Source organism: Amycolatopsis camponoti, from assembly GCF_902497555.1.
GTDB lineage: Bacteria > Actinomycetota > Actinomycetes > Mycobacteriales > Pseudonocardiaceae > Amycolatopsis > Amycolatopsis camponoti.
In genome coordinates this window covers 1,011,299-1,028,321 of the sequence record NZ_CABVGP010000001.1, presented here as the reverse complement: position 1 = coordinate 1,028,321, position 17,023 = coordinate 1,011,299, and the positions used below count along the sequence as shown (strand labels likewise).

Here is a 17,023-nt window from a genome sequence, read left to right as displayed (position 1 = left end):
TCAGCGTGCGACCTCGAAGCAAGGTGCGCCGCAGTTCGGCGTCACGATGGTGCCGTCCTTCGGCTTCTCCGGCACGTGATCGATGTGCACCCAGCCGAACTCGTCGGGCTCGGGGTGCGGGACCACCGGGCCGGCCTTTTCGACCGGCTCCGGGGTTTCTTCGGGCTTGGTGTCCGTGGGCGTCGACATGGTCGATCTCCTCTCCCCTGGGGATCTGCATGGGGCCGCTCGCCGTGACGGTGAGTCCCCCTCGCGGGGCCCTCTCCCCGCGAACGGACCAATAGTTACACAACGGAGCAGTGATCGGGAGAGTTTTCGCTACGGAAAGTCAGACCAACTTGCGTGATCAGGCGAAACGTCCCGACAGGAACGTCCTAACGAGTGAACTCTGTAACGACGTCCATTGCGGACGTGCATCCCGCCGGGTGGCCGAGCGCGGGCCGGGGCCGTCCGGGGTGAGGTGTTGCGCCGGGTGCGGATGGCAATCATCGCCTCACTCGGCGATGCCTGCTGCCTGGTTCGCCCGGAGGTGCGGCCTCGGGCGGTCAGGGCATCGACGGCCGACCACACGCCGACATCCGGCCGACGGCTCGCCGGCCTGCTCGCTCCGCGCCCGATCGGCACCGCCTCGAGCCTGAGTGCCGCTTCCAGCGCGCCCCTGCTTGGCCCGGCTCTTCCGCGTCGCCCACTTTCGGCGCGTCCCTCCAGCATGGCCGGGTGCGACGTAAAACCTGGCCACGTCTGCGATGCCGAGCGTGCGCTCTCGCGCGGCAACGCTCACCGGCACCTCGCGCCCGGGGGATTCTCGCGGGTGTGAGCCGTTTTGAGCGTGCGCTCTCCGCTCTCCTGACCGATCGGCCAGGAGAGTCCTTTGTGGACCGCTACCTCGTCATGCCCGCTTTTCGGTCACCGCCTTGTGGATCGCGCTTACCAGCCTCGCGTTCTCCGGGGCCGCTCCGCCGGGGAATGCGAACCGGCGGCGGTTGTAGCCGTAGGCCAGGCCGCTGCGGGGGTCTGCGAACGCCTGGGAACCCGCCGCGCCGCTGTGGCCGAATGCTCCCTGTCCGAGGACGGGGTAGTCGTCCGAGACGATCGCGAAGCCCAGACCGAACGCGTTGTGGTTGCGGGTCGACAGGTCGTCACCCCGTGAATGGACCTGGGCGAACTCTGCCGCCGTCTCCGGGCGCAGGAGCGGCTCGGGGCCGCTGATCGCCGCCGCGTACATGCCGGCCAGGCCTCGGGCCGATGCCACGCCGCCCACCGAGGCCGGGCTCAGGCGGCGGACCACCTCGAGGTTCGGGAGGTCCCAGAGCTCCGGCGCCTTCGGGTGGTTGCGGTTGAACGCGATCCCCGTGATGCTGTCCGGCCCCGTCGCGTTCGCCTCCAGCTGGGCCAGTTGCTCCGGTGTCGGCAGCATCGGCTGCGTCGTCAGGAACCGGGGCTCCAGCTCCTCCGGCAACCCGAGGTAGAAGTCCAGGCCGAACGGCCGCCGGACGCGCTCCTCGTAGTGCTCCTGGATGCTGCGGCCGGTGACGCGCCGGACGACCTCGCCGGTCAGGGCGCCGATCACCAGCGCGTGGTAGCCGAACGCCGTGCCGGGGCGCCAGTACGGCCGCTGCGGGGCGAGCCGCTCGGCGATCACGCGGTCGTCGGCGATCTCCTCGGCCGTGAACCCGGCGTCCGCGCCCACGACACCGGCGCGGTGCGCGAGCAGCTCCCGGAGGGTGATCGCCTCCTTGCCCGCCGCGCCGAACTCCGGCCAGTAGTGGCTCACCCGCTGGTCGAGGTCGAGCACGCCGTCCTGGACGAGCAGCGCCACCACCAGGTGCGCCGCCCCCTTGGTCGAGGAGAACACGCCGGTCAGCGAGTCGGCGGTGATCTCGGGGCCGGTCCACAGGTCGACGACGCGCTCGCCGTCGACGTGCGCCACGAGCTGGGCGGCGTAGTCGCCGCCTTCGGCGGTCGCGACGGCGGCGAACTCCTCGCGGACGGACTCGAACCCGTCGGCGACGGTCCCCTGGATGTGCTCTGACGACATGGCGGCTCCCTCAGTGATCCTTCGCCTGTGCCTGGAATCAACCCACGCGGCGACGGGGTATTCCGCGTAACACCGGGGCGCCCCGGCGGGATGTTCCCGGTGTGGGGGCACCGGAATTCGAAGCCGAAACGACCGATACCGCGCGACCCGGCCGTGGCCTGGCGATCGCGTCGCTGGCGATCGGCGCCTCCGGGTTCACGCTCGCCGTGGCCACCTGGGCGGCCTGGCTGATCGTGCGGCCGCCGGTCGTGACCGCGTGGGTGTACTCGTGGGTCGCGCAGGCGTTCGTGCTGGTCCTCGGCGCACTGTGGTTCGCGTTGCTGCCGATCAGCGTGCTGGCCCTGGTCTTCGGCGTCCACGCCGGTGCGCGCACCCGGCCAGGGCCGGGCCGGATCGGCGCCACGCTCGCCGTCATCACCGCGCTGCTCGCGTTGTCAGGGGCCGCGGTGTTCGCCACGACGTCGTGGCACCAGGTCGGCCCGCCCGTCGCCTACTTTGACACCCGGACCGGCCCGGCCCGGTAGAAGGCCCGCGCCGGCGGGTACCACCGGGTCATGAAGCTGACCTCCACCGTGCTCGGCGCGCCGGAACCGCGTGCGCTCGCCGAGTTCTACTCGAAGCTGCTCGGCTGGCCGATCAAGACCGACGAGCCGGAGTGGGTGACGCTGCGCCCGGACGACGGCAGCGCCGGGCTGTCGTTCCAGCTCGAGACCGAGCACCTCCCGCCGGTGTGGCCGCCCGCCGGCGGTGCCCAGCAGATGCAGCTGCACCTCGACATCGAGGTCGACGACCTCGACGCGGCGACGGCGGCCGCGACCGCCGCGGGTGCCACGGTCTCGGACTTCCAGCCCCAGGAGGACGTCCGCGTCTGCTTCGATCCGGCCGGGCATCCGTTCTGCCTCTGGACGCGTGAATGAGGTGACGCCCCGCGTTCGCCCGGTCACAGGATCCGCTATGTTCGCCTGAGGTCCTGTTTCCGGCGAACGGAGTTGAGTCCTGTGGGGGTGCACCGGATCTGGCACCACGGACTGGTCCCCACCGAGGGGAAACGCCCCCTGGACGCCTTGCGCAGCAGGCTGATCACCCGCCAGCGGCAGCACGACGACTACACGGTCGCCGATCTCGGCTCCTCCGACGACGGCGGTTCGCGCCGGTGCGACCTGAAGTTCGGGTGGACGGGCGGCGAAGGCCGCTACTCCGTTCAGGTATTGCTTTCGCTGTGCTACCACGCCGGCGAAGACCGCGTGGCGTGGTTGCTGGCCGCCGCGTGCACGCGGCCGTGGCGCAGCTGCCACGAAGCGCCGGCGCACCGGATCGGGCTGGAGGAGCTCGGCGCGAGCGGGAGTGACGAGATTCCGATCGAAGCGCCGGTTCTCGCGATGCGCGGCTGGTCTCGCAAGGAGTGCGACCGCGTCGCGGAGCTGCTGGGCGAGGCGCTGGTGGCGGACTGGCGGACGTCGGCGGTGCTGGTGCTCACCGAACCGCCGACCGTGCCGGTGGACGGCTGGCCCGGGCTGGTCAACGTCTTCGACGTCGACGACCGCTTCCGCCGCACCCTCAACCAGCACGTGCCGCTCGGCTACGAGGTGCCGCTGGGCGCGCGGCTGTACGCGCCGCTGTGCGACCAGCTCCCGGACTTCGTCGAGACCGCCAGCCCGGTCTCCGGCGAGGCGCTCCAGGGCGCGATCACGCGGCTGCTCCAGACGCGCGGCCGGACACCGCTGCCGGCGGAGTGGGCGGAGGTGCCGAGCGTGAAAGCGTGGTACGCCGCGGATCCGTTCGACGCGCCGGAGCGGGAGCCGGACGCCGAGCTGACGGAGAAGCTGGACCGCGCGGAGCGCGAGCTGGCGGAGGCGCGGGGCGTGATCACGATCCTGCGCAAGAAGTCGAAGGCCGACGCCGAGGACCGGGATCGGCACGCCGGCGAGGCCAAGGTGCTTCGCCGCCGGCTCGAAGACCTGTCCGCGATCGACGTCGCGTGCCTGCGGACGCAGCTCGCGCAGCTGCAGGGGGAAGTGGACGACTACGCGCGCGCGTTCGAGGAGACGGAGACCGAACGCGACGAGCTCAGACGCGTGAACGGGCTGCTGGCGGGCACGCTCGCCCGATACCACGGCGCCGACGACGAGGTCGCCGCCGCCGAGCGTCCGCCCGAAGAGTTCCCGAGCTTCGCCGACCTGATCGGCGCCGCCACGGCGACGCTCAAGCACCTCGCGATCACGGCCGACCCGGCTCCCGCCGCGATCCTCGACCACCACCCGAAAGCCGGTGCCTGGCGGCGCAAGGCGTGGGACGCGCTCCGCACCCTCGACGCGTATGCGTGCGCGCGGACCACGTTGCTCGACGCGGGCCAGGACCCCGGGCCCGAGCTGTCGGACGTGCTCGCGTTCGCCCGCACCGGCCAGCCAGGCTCGCTGATCAGCGCCAACATCATCGCCCTGGCCGAATCGGAAACGGTGACCACGAACGAACGGCTCCGGCAGGCGCGGACGTTCCGCGTCGACCCGCGGACGAACCCCGCCGGCCGCGACTACTTCGGCGCCCACATCGCCTTGGAGCGCTTCAAGTCGCCGGCGCCGAGGCTGCACTTCCTCGACGACACCGACCGCACCGGCACGGTGTACGTCGGCTACCTCGGCGCCCACCTGCCGACGTCGAAGACCAACTGAGCGAGAATCGCGCGCATGACGGAGATCGCGCGGAAGCACCTGGCCTACTGCTGGATCGCCCGCGGCGACCGGGTGCTGTTCCTCCGGCGCGGGCCCGGCGTCTTCCTCGCGGGACGGTGGGAACCGCCCGGCGGGACGGTCGAGCCGGGCGAGGCCTTCGAAGCCGCCGCGGCCCGTGAAGTGGCGGAGGAGACGGGGTTGCGGGTGCGGGTCACCGGTGAGCTCGCCCGCGATTCCTGGCCGGACGTCGGCGGGCGCGCGCTGGAGATCCACGCTTTCGTTTACACGGTGGAAGAGGACGGCTCCGGAGCTGTCGTGCTCAACCCGGAAGAGCACGACGACTTCGCTTGGCTCGCACCGCGAGACGCCCGGCGCCTCGAGATGGCGGAGCATTTTCGCCGGCTGCTGTGAACGCCGCGGGTGCGGCGCCGGTCTTCGGTGGCCGGACGGGGGAAGAGTGGTCATGCCACCGACGTTACCGAACACGCGTGCGAAAGATCATCGCTGAATCGGGTGAACCGAAACCTCGGCGGCGACGCGGGGTTTCTGTTGCGGCACAAGGGAAACGCGCGTAGGCAGCCCCCGATTTCCACACTACCCGAAGGCACCGACAAAAATGGTCCAGGGGACCCCCGGATTCCACATTACCGGGCAGCACCGACAAAACCGGGGCTAGCGGGGGATCACATACCGCAGCAGCACGCTTTTCCCGTCGGTCAGCACCGAAGCCAGCTCCAGCGAAGCCGGGTCGATCACCCCGCCCACCGCCGCGCGGCTCGACGCTCCGGCCACCAGGAACGGCGCCACCGTCAAGCGGAACTCGTCGACCACGCCCGCTTCGATCAACGACCCGAACAACCGCGGCCCGCCCTCGCAGTCGATGCGGCCCAGGCCCTCGGCCACCAGCGTCGAGACCACCTCGGACGCCGGCACCTCCGTCGCACCCACGACGAACACCCTGGCGCCGTTCGCCGCCCATTCGTCACGCAGCGACGACGGGGCCGCCGCGGACGTGAACACCAGCGTCGGGACCGCCGCCTTCGTGATCACCGGGGCGTCCGGGGGCAGGGACCGCCCGGTCGTCACCACCGCGACCGGGGCGATCGGAGCCAGCCCGAACCGCCGGCGGCGGTCGGCGGAACGCTCGTCGGGGCGCATGCCCTCGAACCCCTCCGCCATCGCCGTCCCCGCGCCCACCAGGACCACGTCCGCCAGGTCGTTGCCCAGCCGGTAGACGATGCGGTCGGCCGGGGTCGACAGGCTCGCCGAGCGGCCCTCGACCGTGATCGCGCCGTCCGTGCTGGACACGAAGTTGACCGCCACCCACCGGGGGTCGGCCGGGTACCGGTAGAGCTGCTCCAGATCGTGGTCGTCGAGGCCGCGCTCGACCGGCCAGATCTGCCGGATCACTCCCATCGGACCGCCTTCGCCGGCTGTCGCGTGCCCGCGATGCTCGCTGCCGGCGCCAGGGCGCCCGGGGTCCCGTCGCCCGCCACGACGAAATCGGGGCACTTCGAGCGGGCCCACGCGACCAAGGGTTCGACGCCGGTTCCGGCGAAACCCACGAGATCGGCGCTCTCGTCGACGGCGTGAAGGACCGATTCCCACGCCGCGTGGGGCCCCGGGAGCACTGGGACCGCGACCGGCACCAGCGCGCGGTCAGCGCTCGACCGGCGGCCCCGGAACACGAGGTCGGGGGTCTTCATCGCACTCTCCCTGCTGGGCATCCGGGCGTCCCGATCATAAGCGAGACCAGCAGGTGAGCGAGGCGGCTCAGGCGTCACCGGTTCGGACCGGACAGCCGCACTTCTTCGCCGGCAGGTGGCGGGGCCTCGTCGCCGGGCCACCCGACCGTGGCGGAACTCCTCAGGAGGCGATGGCCTCGTTGATCGCCAGCAGCTCCTGAGCGGTGCGCGTGGCGGTGAACTCGATGACTTCGTAGCGGGCGAGGCGGCGGACGACGAACGGATCGCTGGCGAGCACCGCGTCGAGCTTGCCGCGCAGCACCGACCGCGTGAGGATCACCTGGTCGGCCGCGCCGTTCCCCTTTCCGGAAACGAGGAATACTCCCTTCGTGAATTGGTTGCGCACCCAGTCCGAATGGTCCGGAAGCGCGTAGTCGACTTCTGTTTCGGGTGCCGTGTAGGTCAGCAGGGCGATGTACATGATTCGATGGTAGAACTCTTCCGGCCGCACCGCATCCGCCTGCCGAGTGTCGGCGGACACGTGTTTTCCTTATATTCCGGTCAAGAACAACGCAATTCCTTTACCAACACTTTTCGGCATTTCTCCACGATTGCCGTACGCCCGTCGTCGTACGCCGCGGTGCCGCCACCGGGCCGACGCGCCGATCCCCTCCCGGGCGCCACACTCGACGCCATGAACGCACTGACCCGGATCCGGCACGACGCCAGGCGAGTCGAAAAGGTCGCCTACGCCGTCGGCGCGGCACTGTTCCTGAGCGGCGTCGTGCACGCGGTCGTGCTCCTCGCCACCGGCGGCTCGTGGCTGGGACCGCTGTCGATGCGCAAGGCCGTCACGTTCGGGCTGTCGTTCGGGCTGACGCTCGCGTCGGTCGCCTGGGCGACGTCGTTCCTCACGGTCCGGCCCCGGCTGCGCACCGCCCTGCTCGGCGCGTTCACGGCCGCGAGCGTCGCCGAGGTCGTGCTGGTCAGCATGCAGGCCTGGCGCGGGGTGCCGTCGCACTTCGACTTCGAAACGCCGTTCGACAGCGCCGTGTCGATGACGCTCGCCGCGGGTGGCGGGGTGATCGTCCTGACGATCATCGGCTTCACGGCCGCGGCGCTGGTCGAGCCCGGCCCGGAGGCGGCGAGCATGCGCCTGGCCGTCCGGGCGGGCCTGGTCGTGCTCCTGGTCGCGCTGGCCACCGGCGCGGTGATGATCGGGCGCGGCGTCGTCGCGGCGCGTGGCGGCGACCCGCAAGGCGCGTACACCACCGCGGGCTCGCTCAAGCCGCTGCACGCGGTCGCGATGCACGCGATCCTCGTGCTCCCCGCGCTGGCCTGGGTCCTGCGGTTCACCCGCTGGCCGGAAGCGCACCGGCTGCGTGTCGTGCTCGCGGCGGTCGTGGCCGACGCCCTGCTCACCGCCGTGATCGGCGCCGAGTCGTTCACCGGCATCGACCCGCTGGCCGCGCCGCTGCCGCTCCTCGGCCTCTCCGTGCTGGCCGGCGCCGCGCTGGCCGGCCTCGGGATCTACGCGGTGACCGGTGTTGAACCGTCCGTCCGATTCACCCGTGTCCCCATCGGGAAGGCAAGGGGCCGGTAAAGCGGCGGACGGAGACCACGCGTGCGGCACGGCATGACCACCAGAGGCCTTTTCCAGCAGAGTGCGGCGCACAGCCCGTCGTTCTTCTCCGTGGCGCGCGCGATGGGCCAGCACGCGGACGACCTCGCGGACTTCTGCATCCCCTGCAACCCGTACTTCCCCACCGACGAGATGTTCGGCGAGCTGGAGCGCAACCTCCGCACGATCCTCAAGTTCTACCCGAGCGACGCGGGCGCGATCACCGCGCAGCTGGCGAGCGTGCTGCGGCTCAACCCGTCGACGATCTCGCTGGCCAACGGCTCGACCGAGCTGATCACCTGGATCGACCGGCTGCTCGTCGACGCCAGCATCGCCGTGCCGATCCCGACGTTCGGCCGCTGGACCGACCAGCCGTTGGAGACCGGCAAGCGCGTCGACATGTTCCTGCTCAAGGAGTCCGACAACTTCGAGCTGCGCGTGGACGAGTACGTCGCGTTCATCAAGCGCCGCGGCTCCCGGGTCGCGGTGCTGTGCAACCCGAACAACCCCGACGGCGGGTACCTGTCGCGCCGCGAGGTGATCCGGTTCATGGACGCCCTCGAGGACCTCGACCTCGTGGTGATCGACGAGTCGTTCATCGACTTCGTCGAGGCCGAGATGAACCCGTCGGTGGCCGCCGAAGCCGTCGTGCGGCCCAACGTCATCGTGCTGAAGAGCCTCGGCAAGAACTTCGGGCTGCACGGGATCCGGTTCGGCTACCAGGTGTCGAACCCGGCCCTGACGCGCAAGCTGTCGGGCGCGCTGCCGAAGTGGAACCTGAACTCGCTGGCCGAGACCGTCATCTTCATGCTCGCCGAGCACCGCGCGGAGTACGAGGAGAGCCTCAAGAAGCTCGCTCTCGACCGGTTCATGATGAACTCGCAGCTGAACCAGTTCCCGGAGCTGACGGTGTTCCCCTCGCAGGCGAACTTCCTGCTCGTCAAGCTGCCCGGGTCGGTCGACGGCGCCGAACTCTGCGACTACCTGCTCGCCGAGCACCACCTGCTGGTGCGCCAGTGCGGCAACAAGATCGGCATGACCAGCCAGTTCATGCGCTTCGGGGTGCGGCCGGACACCGAGGTCGAGCGGCTGGTCGAGGGTCTGCGCGGGGTCGAGCGGCTGGGTGGCGGTGGCCGCCACACGCCGACGATCGAGCTCGTCGCGCACTCCCGCGAGCCGGAACGGTCGATCAGCTGAGCACCTGGGCCATGGCCGGCTCCACGGCGAACGACCGGCCGTTCGCCCGCCTGGACCGCTCGGGCCGCACCCGGCGCCTGCGCCGGCTCGCCGAAGCCGCCCTGACCGGCTACGACGTGCCGGTGGCCCGGCTGACGCCGCTGGGCCGCGGGCTCAACACGATGTTCCGCGTCGACGGCGCGGACGGCCACCGGTACGTGCTGCGGGTGCAGCGGGCGGACGGCCCGGGCACCGCGCAGGTGCGGTCCGAAATGGCGTGGCTCGCCGCGCTGGGCCGCGAGACCGACCTCGTCGTCCCGCGGCCGGTGCCGACGCGGGCGCGGGGCCTGGTCACCGTGGTCGCCGACCCGGCGGTGCCGGAGCCGCGCACCTGCGTGCTCTGCCACTGGGTCGACGGCCGGTTCGTCGACGAACGGCTCAGCGCGCCGCAGCTCTACGCGGTGGGCGAGTTCACCGCGCGGCTGCACCTGCACGGCGCACGGATGAACGGTCTCGACCGCGGCCGCGTCGACGACCTGACCGAGTTCGGCCGCTCGCAGGTCGACGGCCTCTCCGACGCCGTGCTCGACCGGGCGGTCGCGCTGGCCGGTGGCGACGAACGGGTCCGCGCCGCCGCCCGGCGGGTGCGCGCGGTCCGCGCCGAGCTGGGGTGTGGCGCCGACGTCTTCGGCCTCGTCCACGGCGACCTGCGCCAGGAGAACTACCTGTTCCACCGCGGCCGCGTCCGGGCGATCGACTTCGACGACTGCGGGTACGGGCACTACGCGTACGACCTCGCCGTGGCGCTCGACGAGCTCAAGCACCTCCCGCAGCGGGACGAGCTGCGGGAGTCGCTCCTGGACGGCTACCGGTCGGTGCGCCCGGACGCGGCGACCACCGACCCCGCGGTGCTGAGCGCTTTCGCCGGGCTACGCCGGGTGCAACTGCGGCTGAGAACCTGACGTTATACCGCGGCGCTACAATTGCTACATGGCCGGACGATCGAGCAGCACCACCAGCACCCGCGATCGCCTGCTGCTGGCCGCCGGGCAGCTCCTGCACGAAGCCCAAGGCGGGCCCGTGTCGACGCGGGCGATCTGCGAACGCGCCGGCGTCCAGGCCCCCACGCTGTACCACCACTTCGGCAGCAAGCAGGGCCTGCTCGACGCCGTCGTCAACTACGGCTTCACGCAGTACGTGCAGGCTCCCGCGCCCGGCGGCGACCCGGTGGACCGGATCCGCGCGGGCTGGGACCGGCACGTCGGGTACGGCCTGGAGAACCCGCAGTTCTACGTGCTGCTCTACGGCCAGATCGAGCCGGGCGTGCCGTGCAACCTCACCTCCAGCGCCGAGGCGATGCTGCTGGAGCTGTTCACGCCGCTGGCGCGCGACGGCCGGCTGCGCGTCGAGGCCGCGGAGGCCGCGCGGCAGTTCGCGGCGGCGAACAGCGGGGTCACGCTCAGCCTGATCGCGCAGCCGGAGGAGAGCCGTGACCTGGCGATGTCCACGCAGGTCAGGGAGGCCGTCCTGGCCGGGCTGCTCGCCGAGCGGCCGGCCGAAGGCTCGACCGTCGGCGCGCTCGCGGTCGCTTTGTCGACCGCACTCGCGGACGACGTCGACCAGCTGACCACGACCGAGCGGCAGCTGCTGCGGGAGTGGTTGCACCGCCTCTCGAACTGACGACGCTATATTTGCTACATTAATCACTATGGCAAATGTAGCGAACCTCGGTACCTTCGGCGTGTTCCTGTCCCCGCACCGCGACGACGCGACCCGCAAGCTGCACGCCGTCGCGGCGGACAAGCTCGGCTACGGCACGGCCTGGCTCGGCACCGGCCGGGCCTCCATCAGCGACCTCGCGTTCGTCGAGGACATCCTGGCCTCGACCGAGCGGATCACCGTGGCGACGGCGATCGTGAACGTCTGGGCCGACGAGCCGGAGGCGCTCGCCGAGTCCTACCACCGGCTCGCGGGCCGGTACGGAAAGCGCTTGCTGCTCGGGATCGGCGTCGGCCACCCCGAGTCGGTCACCGGCTACCACAGCCCGTACGACACGCTCGTCGGCTTCCTCGACCGGCTCGACGCGGCCGGCGTGCCCGAAGAGGCCCGGGTGCTCGCCGCGCTCGGCGACCGGGTGCTGAAGCTGGCCCGGGACCGCACCGCGGGCGCGCACCCGTACCTCGTCCCGGTCGCGCACACGCGGCACGCCCGGTCGGTCCTGGGCGCGGGCAAGATCCTGGCCCCGGAGCAGAAGGTCGTCGTCGGCAGCCCCGAGGAGGCTCGCGAAATCGGCCGCGCCTTCATCCGCGAGCCCTACCTCGGGCTGCGCAACTACGTGAACAACCTGCTGCGCCACGGGTACACCGAGGCCGATGTCGCCGGGGGCGGCAGCGACCGGCTGATCGACGACCTCGCGCTGCACGGCACGCCGGAAGAGATCGCGAAGGGGCTACGGTCCCATGTGGACGCGGGCGCCGACCACGTGGCCGTCCAGGTCATCGGCCGGTCGGCCGAGATCGAGGCCGAGAACCACCGGCAGCTGGCCGAGGTCCTGCTCTGATCAGCCGGGTGCGGGCAGGAGGGCGTTGAGCGCGGTGACGATCGTGCGTTCCTCGTAGGCGAAATGATCGTCCAAAGCGGACGCCAGCCGGTCGAACTCCGTGCGCAGCCGGGCCGGATCGGTTTCCTCGTCGACGAGCCGCTGGATCTCCTCCTGCAACCGCGCGACGACGACGTGCTCCTCGCCCAGCTCGTCCAGCGTGGGCGCGAGCGCCGGGAACCGCGTGGCCAGCATGGGGAAGATCGCGGCGCCCTCCCCCGAGTGGTGCCGGGTGAGGGCGGCGCAGAAGCCGGAGCACCGGGTGCTCAGGCGATGCGGCTCGCCGTCGCGCAGCTTCCGCAGCTCGGCGCGCAGCCAGTCGTGCACCTCGACGAGCCAGTCGCCCATGCGGCGCACGGCATCGAGCCGGTGCAGCTCGACGACCGGCAGCACGCGGGTCGTCCTCGCCTGGTACTCCGCGAACCCCGGTTCGCGCGCGACGACCTCGGCGAACAACGCGTCGCGGTCCGGCGGGAGCGCGGCCATCGCGTCGAACGTCTCGGTGCCGGTTTCCACGGTGACCAGCGGGTTGTGGCGGATGTTGTGGTACCAGGCGGGGTGCCTCGGCGAGCCCATCGCCGAGGCGACGACGACCAGGCGGCCGTCGATGTCCAAGTCCCCCAGGGGAATGCGGTGCTTCCGGCCGGTGCGGGCACCGGTCGTGGTGAGCTGGATCAAGCTGCTCCTTTGGCGACGAAGTGATCGCCGGAGGCCGTGAAGCGACACGGAACGGGCGCGCGGAGGGCACACTTCTGCCTGGGACGGCAGAACGTGTCGATTCAAGGGGGCTGAGTAGCCACTACCTCCGTGCGTAGGCCCATCCGGGGCGCGCTTTCACGCTACCACGTGATCAGCGTGCTTCGGCAGCCTTTCGCGCTTCCTCGGCGGCATTGTCGGCCTGCTCGTAGGTTTCCTTCGCCTTCTCGAACTCCGCCGTCGCGCGCTCGGCGCGTTCCTCCGCCTCCTCGAGACGCGTGCGGAGGTCTTCGACGCGGGCCGTGGCCTGCTCGGCCGCGCGTTCGGTGCGGACGAGGTCGCGCTCGGCCACGGCGCGCTCCTTGGCCAGCTCGGCGGCCTCCTTGCGCAGGCGCTCGCGCTCGGCCCGGGCCTGCCGGCGTTCCTCTTCCTCGCGCCGGTGATCCCTTTTGGGCTTGGCCGGTTCGGCCTTTTCCACCAGCTTCGCCGGGCGCTTGCCCGCGGACGGCGGAGCGGCGTTCGCGGCGAGGGTGAACCACTGGTCGGTGTCCTGGTGCGCCACGGACGTCAAGCGCCCGGCCACGGCCAGCTCCGCGGTGCCCGGATCGGCCGCGACGGCTTCCAGCGTCGCCTCGACCTCGCGGGAGACGGTGTCGCTCATCGACGGCAGCCCGTGCACGATCCGCCGGACCAGCTCGCCGCGGCGCCGGGTCAGGGCGCGCAGGTCGTCCCCGGCCAGGCGGGTGTGGGCGTCGCGCAGCTCGTCGCCGAGTTCGGCCAGTTCGCGCAGCTCGGCATCGTCTTCCCGGGCCAGCCGGTTGACGATCGCGGCGGCCGTGGTCGGCTTCCGCAGCTCGCGGATCTTCGCCGCGAGCTCGGCGTTCCCCTCGGCTTTCGCGGCCTTCGCCGCCGCGTTGCGCGCGCTGACGAACTCCGCGAGGTCACCCCCGTAGAGCTCGCCGGCCACCGTGTCGAAGTCCATCGTGTCCCAGCGAACCACATCGGACTGGTGCGAGCACCTGCGAAGAGTCATCATCGGGGGCATGTTCTTCGATCTGGGTGTCCGGGACTTCCTCGACCGCGCGGAAACGGTGTACCCGGACCGCGTCGCGGTGGTCGACGAGCCGGACCAGCCCGCGCCGAGCTGGGGTTCGCTCACCTACCGCGAGGTGGCGCGGCGGGCCCGCGCGCAGGCCGCCAACCTCGACGCGCTCGGCGTGCCGGTCGGCGGGCGCGTCGCGATGGTGTCGCACAACGCCGCGCGGCTGCTCGTGTCGTTCTTCGGGGTGTCCGCCTGGGGCCGGGTGCTGGTGCCGGTGAACTTCCGGCTGGCCCCGGCCGAGGTCAAGTACATCGTGGAGCACTCCGGGGCCGAGGTGCTGATCGTCGACCCCGAGCTCGAGCACCTGCTGGACACGGTGACGGCGAAGCACGTCTTCGTCCTGGGCCGCGACGACGACGCGATCTGGGGCGGCGACGGGACACCGGCGCCGTGGGCCGGCAACGAGTCCGCGACGGCGACCATCAACTACACCTCGGGCACGACCGCGCGGCCGAAGGGCGTGCAGCTCACCCAGCGCAACCTCTGGCTGAACGCGGCGGTGTTCGGCCTGCACACGACGTTGAGCGACGACGACGTCCTGCTGCACACGCTGCCGATGTTCCACTGCAACGGCTGGGGCATGCCGTACGCGGTGACCGGGCTGGGCGGGCGGCACATCGTGCTGCGGAAGGTCGACGGCACCGAGATCCTGCGGCGCATCGAGGAACACGGCGTGACCATCCTGTGCGCGGCGCCGGCGGTGGTCACGGCGGCGCTGGACGGCGCGGCGACGTGGGAGGGCGAGATCCCGGGCCGCGACCGCGTCCGGATCGTCGTGGCCGGCGCACCGCCGCCGACGCGCACGATCGAGCGGGTGCGGGCGGAGCTGGGCTGGGAGTTCATCCAGATCTACGGGCTCACCGAGACGGCGCCGCTGCTGACGGTCAACCGGATGCGCAGCGAGTGGGTGGACCTGGACCCGCACGAGCAGGCGCGCCTGCTGGGCCGCGCGGGGACGCCGGCGCTGGGCGTCCGGATCGCCGTCGACACGGACGGCGAGGTGCTCGCGCAGTCGAACCACAACCTGGACGGGTACTGGGAGAACCCGGCCGAGACCGCCCGGGTCCAGGAGGGGAACTGGTTCCACACGGGGGACGGCGGGACGTTCGAAGACGGGTACCTGACGATCGCGGACCGCAAGAAGGACGTGATCATCTCCGGCGGCGAGAACGTGTCGTCGATCGAGGTGGAGGACGCGCTGATCTCGCACCCGGCGGTCCGCGAGGCAGCGGTGATCGGCATCCCGGACGAGAAGTGGGGCGAGCTGGTGACGGCTCTGGTGGTCACTTCTTCGGACGTGACTTCGGAAGAGCTGATCAAGCACTGCCGGGAGTATTTGGCGGGGTACAAGTGCCCGAAGCGGGTGGAGTTCCTGGACGAGCTTCCCCGGACGGCGACCGGGAAGATCCAGAAGTTCAAGCTGCGGGAGCCGTTTTGGCAGGACCGGAACCGTCAGGTCAACTGAGGTTCTTCTTCGACGCGGGCTCCGGGGCCGTGCTCTGGGGTGACGTGGGGCCGGTGGACCCGCCGATGAGCCGTGCGTTGCGTGCTTCGCTGGACAGCTTGATCGAGCAGTACGACGAGTCGATGAACTGGGACTACCCGCCGGACCCGGGGCCGTGGCGGGAGGCTCGGTGCGTGCGGTTCAACGCCGACGTCCGGGCGGCGTTGGCGCGGTTGCGGGCCGAGCTGGGACGGGAGATCGAGGACGGGTTCACCGAGCTCCACGAGGATCCGGACTTGGACCGGTACCTCGCCGACCCGAAGGGCTTCAAGCGTTAGCGGACCAGGCGGAAGAACGTCCGCACCTCGTCCGCGAAAAGCTCAGGCTGCTCGTAAGCCGCGAAGTGGCCGCCCCGCGGCAGCTCGTTCCAATGCCGGATGTCCGTGTACCGCTTCTCCGCCCACCGGCGTGACGGCCGGGGCATCTCCGCCGGGAAGATCGAACAGCCCGTCGGCACGTCCACCGTGTCGTCCGTCGACTCCGAGAACCACCGCTGGACCTTCCGGATGCTCTCCCAGTACAACCGCGCCGACGACGTCGCCGTGCCGGTCAGCCAATACAGCGTCACGTCGTCGAGGAGCTCGTCGCGGGTGAACGGGAAGCCGTCGGACCACGCGTGGAACTTCTCCACCAGCCAGCCGCACAGGCCCGCCGGGGAGTCCAGCAAGCCGTACCCCACCGTCTGCGGGCGGGTCGACTGCAGCACCGAGTAGCCGTCCTCCCACCGCGAAGCGTGGTCCAACGCCGAAAGCGCGGCCCGCTCGGCGGGAGTCAGGTCGTCGAACGTCGCCGGGTCGGGGGCCGCGATCGGCGGGTTCAGGTGGATGCCCGCCAGATGGGCCGCGTCCCGCTGGGCCAGCGATGTCGTGATCGACGTCCCCCAGTCGCCGCCCTGGGCGCCGTAGCGGGAGTAGCCGAGGCCGGCCATCAGCGCGGCCCACGCCGCCGCGATGCGCTCGATCCCCCAGCCCGGCGACGTCGGCTTGTCGCTGAAGCCGTAGCCCGGCAGCGACGGGATCACCAGGTGGAACTCGCGGGACAGCGGCTCGATCACCTTCAGGAACTCGACGAACGAGCCGGGCCAGCCGTGCGTCAGGATCAGCGGGAGTGCGGCGGGATCCGGCGAACGCACGTGCAGGTAGTGGATCCCCAGACCGTCGATTTCCGTGCGGTACTGCGGAAAACGGTTCACCCGCGCCTCCAGGGACCGCCAGTCGTAGCCGGAAGCCCAGTAGTCGCACAGAGAACGCAGATATCCCAGCGGCGTGCCCTGGCTCCAGTCGTCCGGCCCGGCCTCGGGCCAGCGCGTCGCCCGCAGTCGCGCCCCCAGGTCGTCGAGCGCCTCCTGGGGGACGTCGATCCGGAACGGCGTGCTCACGCCGGGACGTAGGTCAGCTGGACGACGCCGTTGCCGAACGTGGACGACTTCTTCAACACCAGCGGAAACGTCGGCCCTTCGGCGGGGAACAGCCGTTTCCCCCGGCCCACGACGATCGGGTACAGCAGCAGGTTCAGCTCGTCGACCAGGCCCTCCGACAGCAGCCAGCGCACCGCCGTCGTGCTGCCGCTGGTCATGATGTCGCCACCGGGCGAAACCTTCAGCGCCCGGACGGCCGCGCCCGGGTCGCCGCTCAGCAGCGTCGAGTTGTTCCAGCTCACATCGGACAACGTGGACGAGAGCACGTACTTGCGTACGTTGTTCATGAACTCGGCACCCTCGTCGTCCTCGACGGTCCGGCCGGGCCACGCCTCGGCGAACCCTTCGTAGGTGACGCGCCCGAGCAGCATCGCGTCGGCCGCCGCCATCCCGCCGCCGACGGCCTGGCCGATTTCGTCGTTCCAGTACCGGAGAGACCACTTGTCGGGCGCCTCGACCACGCCGTCGAGCGAGATGAACAGGTTCGAAACGATCTTGCGCACCGGGCCCCCTTTC

Annotated in this window: 20 protein-coding genes; 11 read left to right on the top strand and 9 right to left on the bottom strand. The window is 71.1% G+C overall.

Going from position 1 to position 17,023, the window contains the following annotated elements; genetic code table 11:
* Both AA23TX_RS05070 and AA23TX_RS05065 read right to left on the bottom strand, forming a co-directional pair.
* Positions 1 to 189: a hypothetical protein gene (locus tag AA23TX_RS05070; RefSeq protein WP_155541417.1), complete on the bottom strand. Its 189-nt coding sequence runs from the start codon at positions 187 to 189 to the stop codon at positions 1 to 3.
* A gap of 700 nt (positions 190 to 889) precedes the next feature.
* A complete protein-coding gene (locus tag AA23TX_RS05065) occupies positions 890 to 2,038 on the bottom strand; it encodes a serine hydrolase domain-containing protein (protein WP_155541416.1) in 1,149 nt (382 codons plus the stop codon).
* Between the two features lie 101 nt (positions 2,039 to 2,139).
* Here AA23TX_RS05065 and AA23TX_RS05060 point away from each other — a divergent pair, with 101 nt between their 5' ends.
* From AA23TX_RS05060 to AA23TX_RS05045, 4 genes are all read left to right on the top strand, one after another.
* Positions 2,140 to 2,562, top strand: coding sequence for a hypothetical protein (locus AA23TX_RS05060; protein WP_155541415.1), 423 nt, complete (start codon positions 2,140 to 2,142; stop codon positions 2,560 to 2,562).
* A 30-nt stretch (positions 2,563 to 2,592) separates the two neighbouring features.
* Positions 2,593 to 2,955: a VOC family protein gene (locus AA23TX_RS05055; protein ID WP_155541414.1), complete on the top strand. Its 363-nt coding sequence runs from the start codon at positions 2,593 to 2,595 to the stop codon at positions 2,953 to 2,955.
* A gap of 81 nt (positions 2,956 to 3,036) precedes the next feature.
* Positions 3,037 to 4,707 carry a hypothetical protein gene (locus AA23TX_RS05050; protein ID WP_155541413.1) on the top strand — a complete coding sequence of 557 codons (1,671 nt, stop codon included), beginning with the start codon at positions 3,037 to 3,039 and terminating at the stop codon, positions 4,705 to 4,707.
* A 15-nt stretch (positions 4,708 to 4,722) separates the two neighbouring features.
* Positions 4,723 to 5,118, top strand: a complete 396-nt coding sequence (locus AA23TX_RS05045) for an NUDIX domain-containing protein (protein ID WP_155541412.1) — start codon at positions 4,723 to 4,725, stop codon at positions 5,116 to 5,118.
* Between the two features lie 261 nt (positions 5,119 to 5,379).
* Here AA23TX_RS05045 and AA23TX_RS05040 read toward each other — a convergent pair whose 3' ends face one another.
* The 3 genes from AA23TX_RS05040 to AA23TX_RS05030 form a co-directional block, all read right to left on the bottom strand.
* A complete protein-coding gene (locus tag AA23TX_RS05040; RefSeq protein ID WP_155544258.1) occupies positions 5,380 to 6,117 on the bottom strand; it encodes a dihydrofolate reductase family protein in 738 nt (245 codons plus the stop codon).
* Complete coding sequence (locus AA23TX_RS05035) at positions 6,114 to 6,413, bottom strand: hypothetical protein (RefSeq protein ID WP_155541411.1); 300 nt, start codon at positions 6,411 to 6,413, stop codon at positions 6,114 to 6,116. The genes AA23TX_RS05040 and AA23TX_RS05035 overlap by 4 nt, the downstream gene beginning before the upstream one ends.
* A 160-nt stretch (positions 6,414 to 6,573) precedes the next feature.
* Positions 6,574 to 6,873, bottom strand: coding sequence for a YciI family protein (locus tag AA23TX_RS05030; protein WP_155544257.1), 300 nt, complete (start codon positions 6,871 to 6,873; stop codon positions 6,574 to 6,576).
* A gap of 213 nt (positions 6,874 to 7,086) precedes the next feature.
* On the opposite strand from AA23TX_RS05030, the gene AA23TX_RS05025 reads away from it, so the two are divergent.
* The 5 genes from AA23TX_RS05025 to AA23TX_RS05005 are packed head-to-tail and all read left to right on the top strand — an operon-like array spanning position 7,087 to position 11,749.
* Positions 7,087 to 7,995, top strand: a complete 909-nt coding sequence (locus AA23TX_RS05025) for a hypothetical protein (protein ID WP_155541410.1) — start codon at positions 7,087 to 7,089, stop codon at positions 7,993 to 7,995.
* A gap of 33 nt (positions 7,996 to 8,028) precedes the next feature.
* Positions 8,029 to 9,210: a pyridoxal phosphate-dependent aminotransferase gene (locus AA23TX_RS05020; RefSeq protein WP_230862345.1), complete on the top strand. Its 1,182-nt coding sequence runs from the start codon at positions 8,029 to 8,031 to the stop codon at positions 9,208 to 9,210.
* A gap of 11 nt (positions 9,211 to 9,221) precedes the next feature.
* Positions 9,222 to 10,151 (top strand): phosphotransferase enzyme family protein, encoded by a 930-nt coding sequence (locus tag AA23TX_RS05015; RefSeq protein WP_155541408.1) that lies wholly within the window; start codon positions 9,222 to 9,224, stop codon positions 10,149 to 10,151.
* Between the two features lie 28 nt (positions 10,152 to 10,179).
* Positions 10,180 to 10,869: a TetR/AcrR family transcriptional regulator gene (locus tag AA23TX_RS05010; RefSeq protein ID WP_155541407.1), complete on the top strand. Its 690-nt coding sequence runs from the start codon at positions 10,180 to 10,182 to the stop codon at positions 10,867 to 10,869.
* 28 nt (positions 10,870 to 10,897) lie between these two features.
* The gene (locus AA23TX_RS05005; protein ID WP_230862344.1) at positions 10,898 to 11,749 is read left to right on the top strand and encodes a TIGR03620 family F420-dependent LLM class oxidoreductase; all 852 of its coding nucleotides are present in this window, start codon (positions 10,898 to 10,900) and stop codon (positions 11,747 to 11,749) included.
* On the opposite strand, the gene AA23TX_RS05000 is transcribed toward AA23TX_RS05005, so the two are convergent.
* Complete coding sequence (locus AA23TX_RS05000; RefSeq protein WP_155541406.1) at positions 11,750 to 12,466, bottom strand: nitroreductase/quinone reductase family protein; 717 nt, start codon at positions 12,464 to 12,466, stop codon at positions 11,750 to 11,752.
* Positions 12,467 to 12,638: 172 nt separating this feature from the next.
* Positions 12,639 to 13,466: a hypothetical protein gene (locus AA23TX_RS04995; protein WP_196425182.1), complete on the bottom strand. Its 828-nt coding sequence runs from the start codon at positions 13,464 to 13,466 to the stop codon at positions 12,639 to 12,641.
* A 61-nt stretch (positions 13,467 to 13,527) separates the two neighbouring features.
* Here AA23TX_RS04995 and AA23TX_RS04990 point away from each other — a divergent pair, with 61 nt between their 5' ends.
* Positions 13,528 to 15,051 (top strand): AMP-binding protein, encoded by a 1,524-nt coding sequence (locus AA23TX_RS04990; RefSeq protein WP_155541405.1) that lies wholly within the window; start codon positions 13,528 to 13,530, stop codon positions 15,049 to 15,051.
* Positions 14,937 to 15,368 carry an immunity protein CdiI family protein gene (locus AA23TX_RS51275; RefSeq protein ID WP_500676491.1) on the top strand — a complete coding sequence of 144 codons (432 nt, stop codon included), beginning with the start codon at positions 14,937 to 14,939 and terminating at the stop codon, positions 15,366 to 15,368. The genes AA23TX_RS04990 and AA23TX_RS51275 overlap by 115 nt, the downstream gene beginning before the upstream one ends.
* Here the strand turns inward: AA23TX_RS51275 and AA23TX_RS04980 are convergent.
* Positions 15,365 to 16,468 carry an epoxide hydrolase family protein gene (locus tag AA23TX_RS04980; protein ID WP_155541403.1) on the bottom strand — a complete coding sequence of 368 codons (1,104 nt, stop codon included), beginning with the start codon at positions 16,466 to 16,468 and terminating at the stop codon, positions 15,365 to 15,367. The two genes, AA23TX_RS51275 and AA23TX_RS04980, sit on opposite strands and share 4 nt — an antisense overlap.
* Positions 16,465 to 17,010, bottom strand: a complete 546-nt coding sequence (locus AA23TX_RS04975) for a dihydrofolate reductase family protein (protein WP_155541402.1) — start codon at positions 17,008 to 17,010, stop codon at positions 16,465 to 16,467. Before AA23TX_RS04975 ends, AA23TX_RS04980 begins: the two co-directional genes overlap by 4 nt.
* Positions 17,011 to 17,023: the final 13 nt, after the last annotated feature.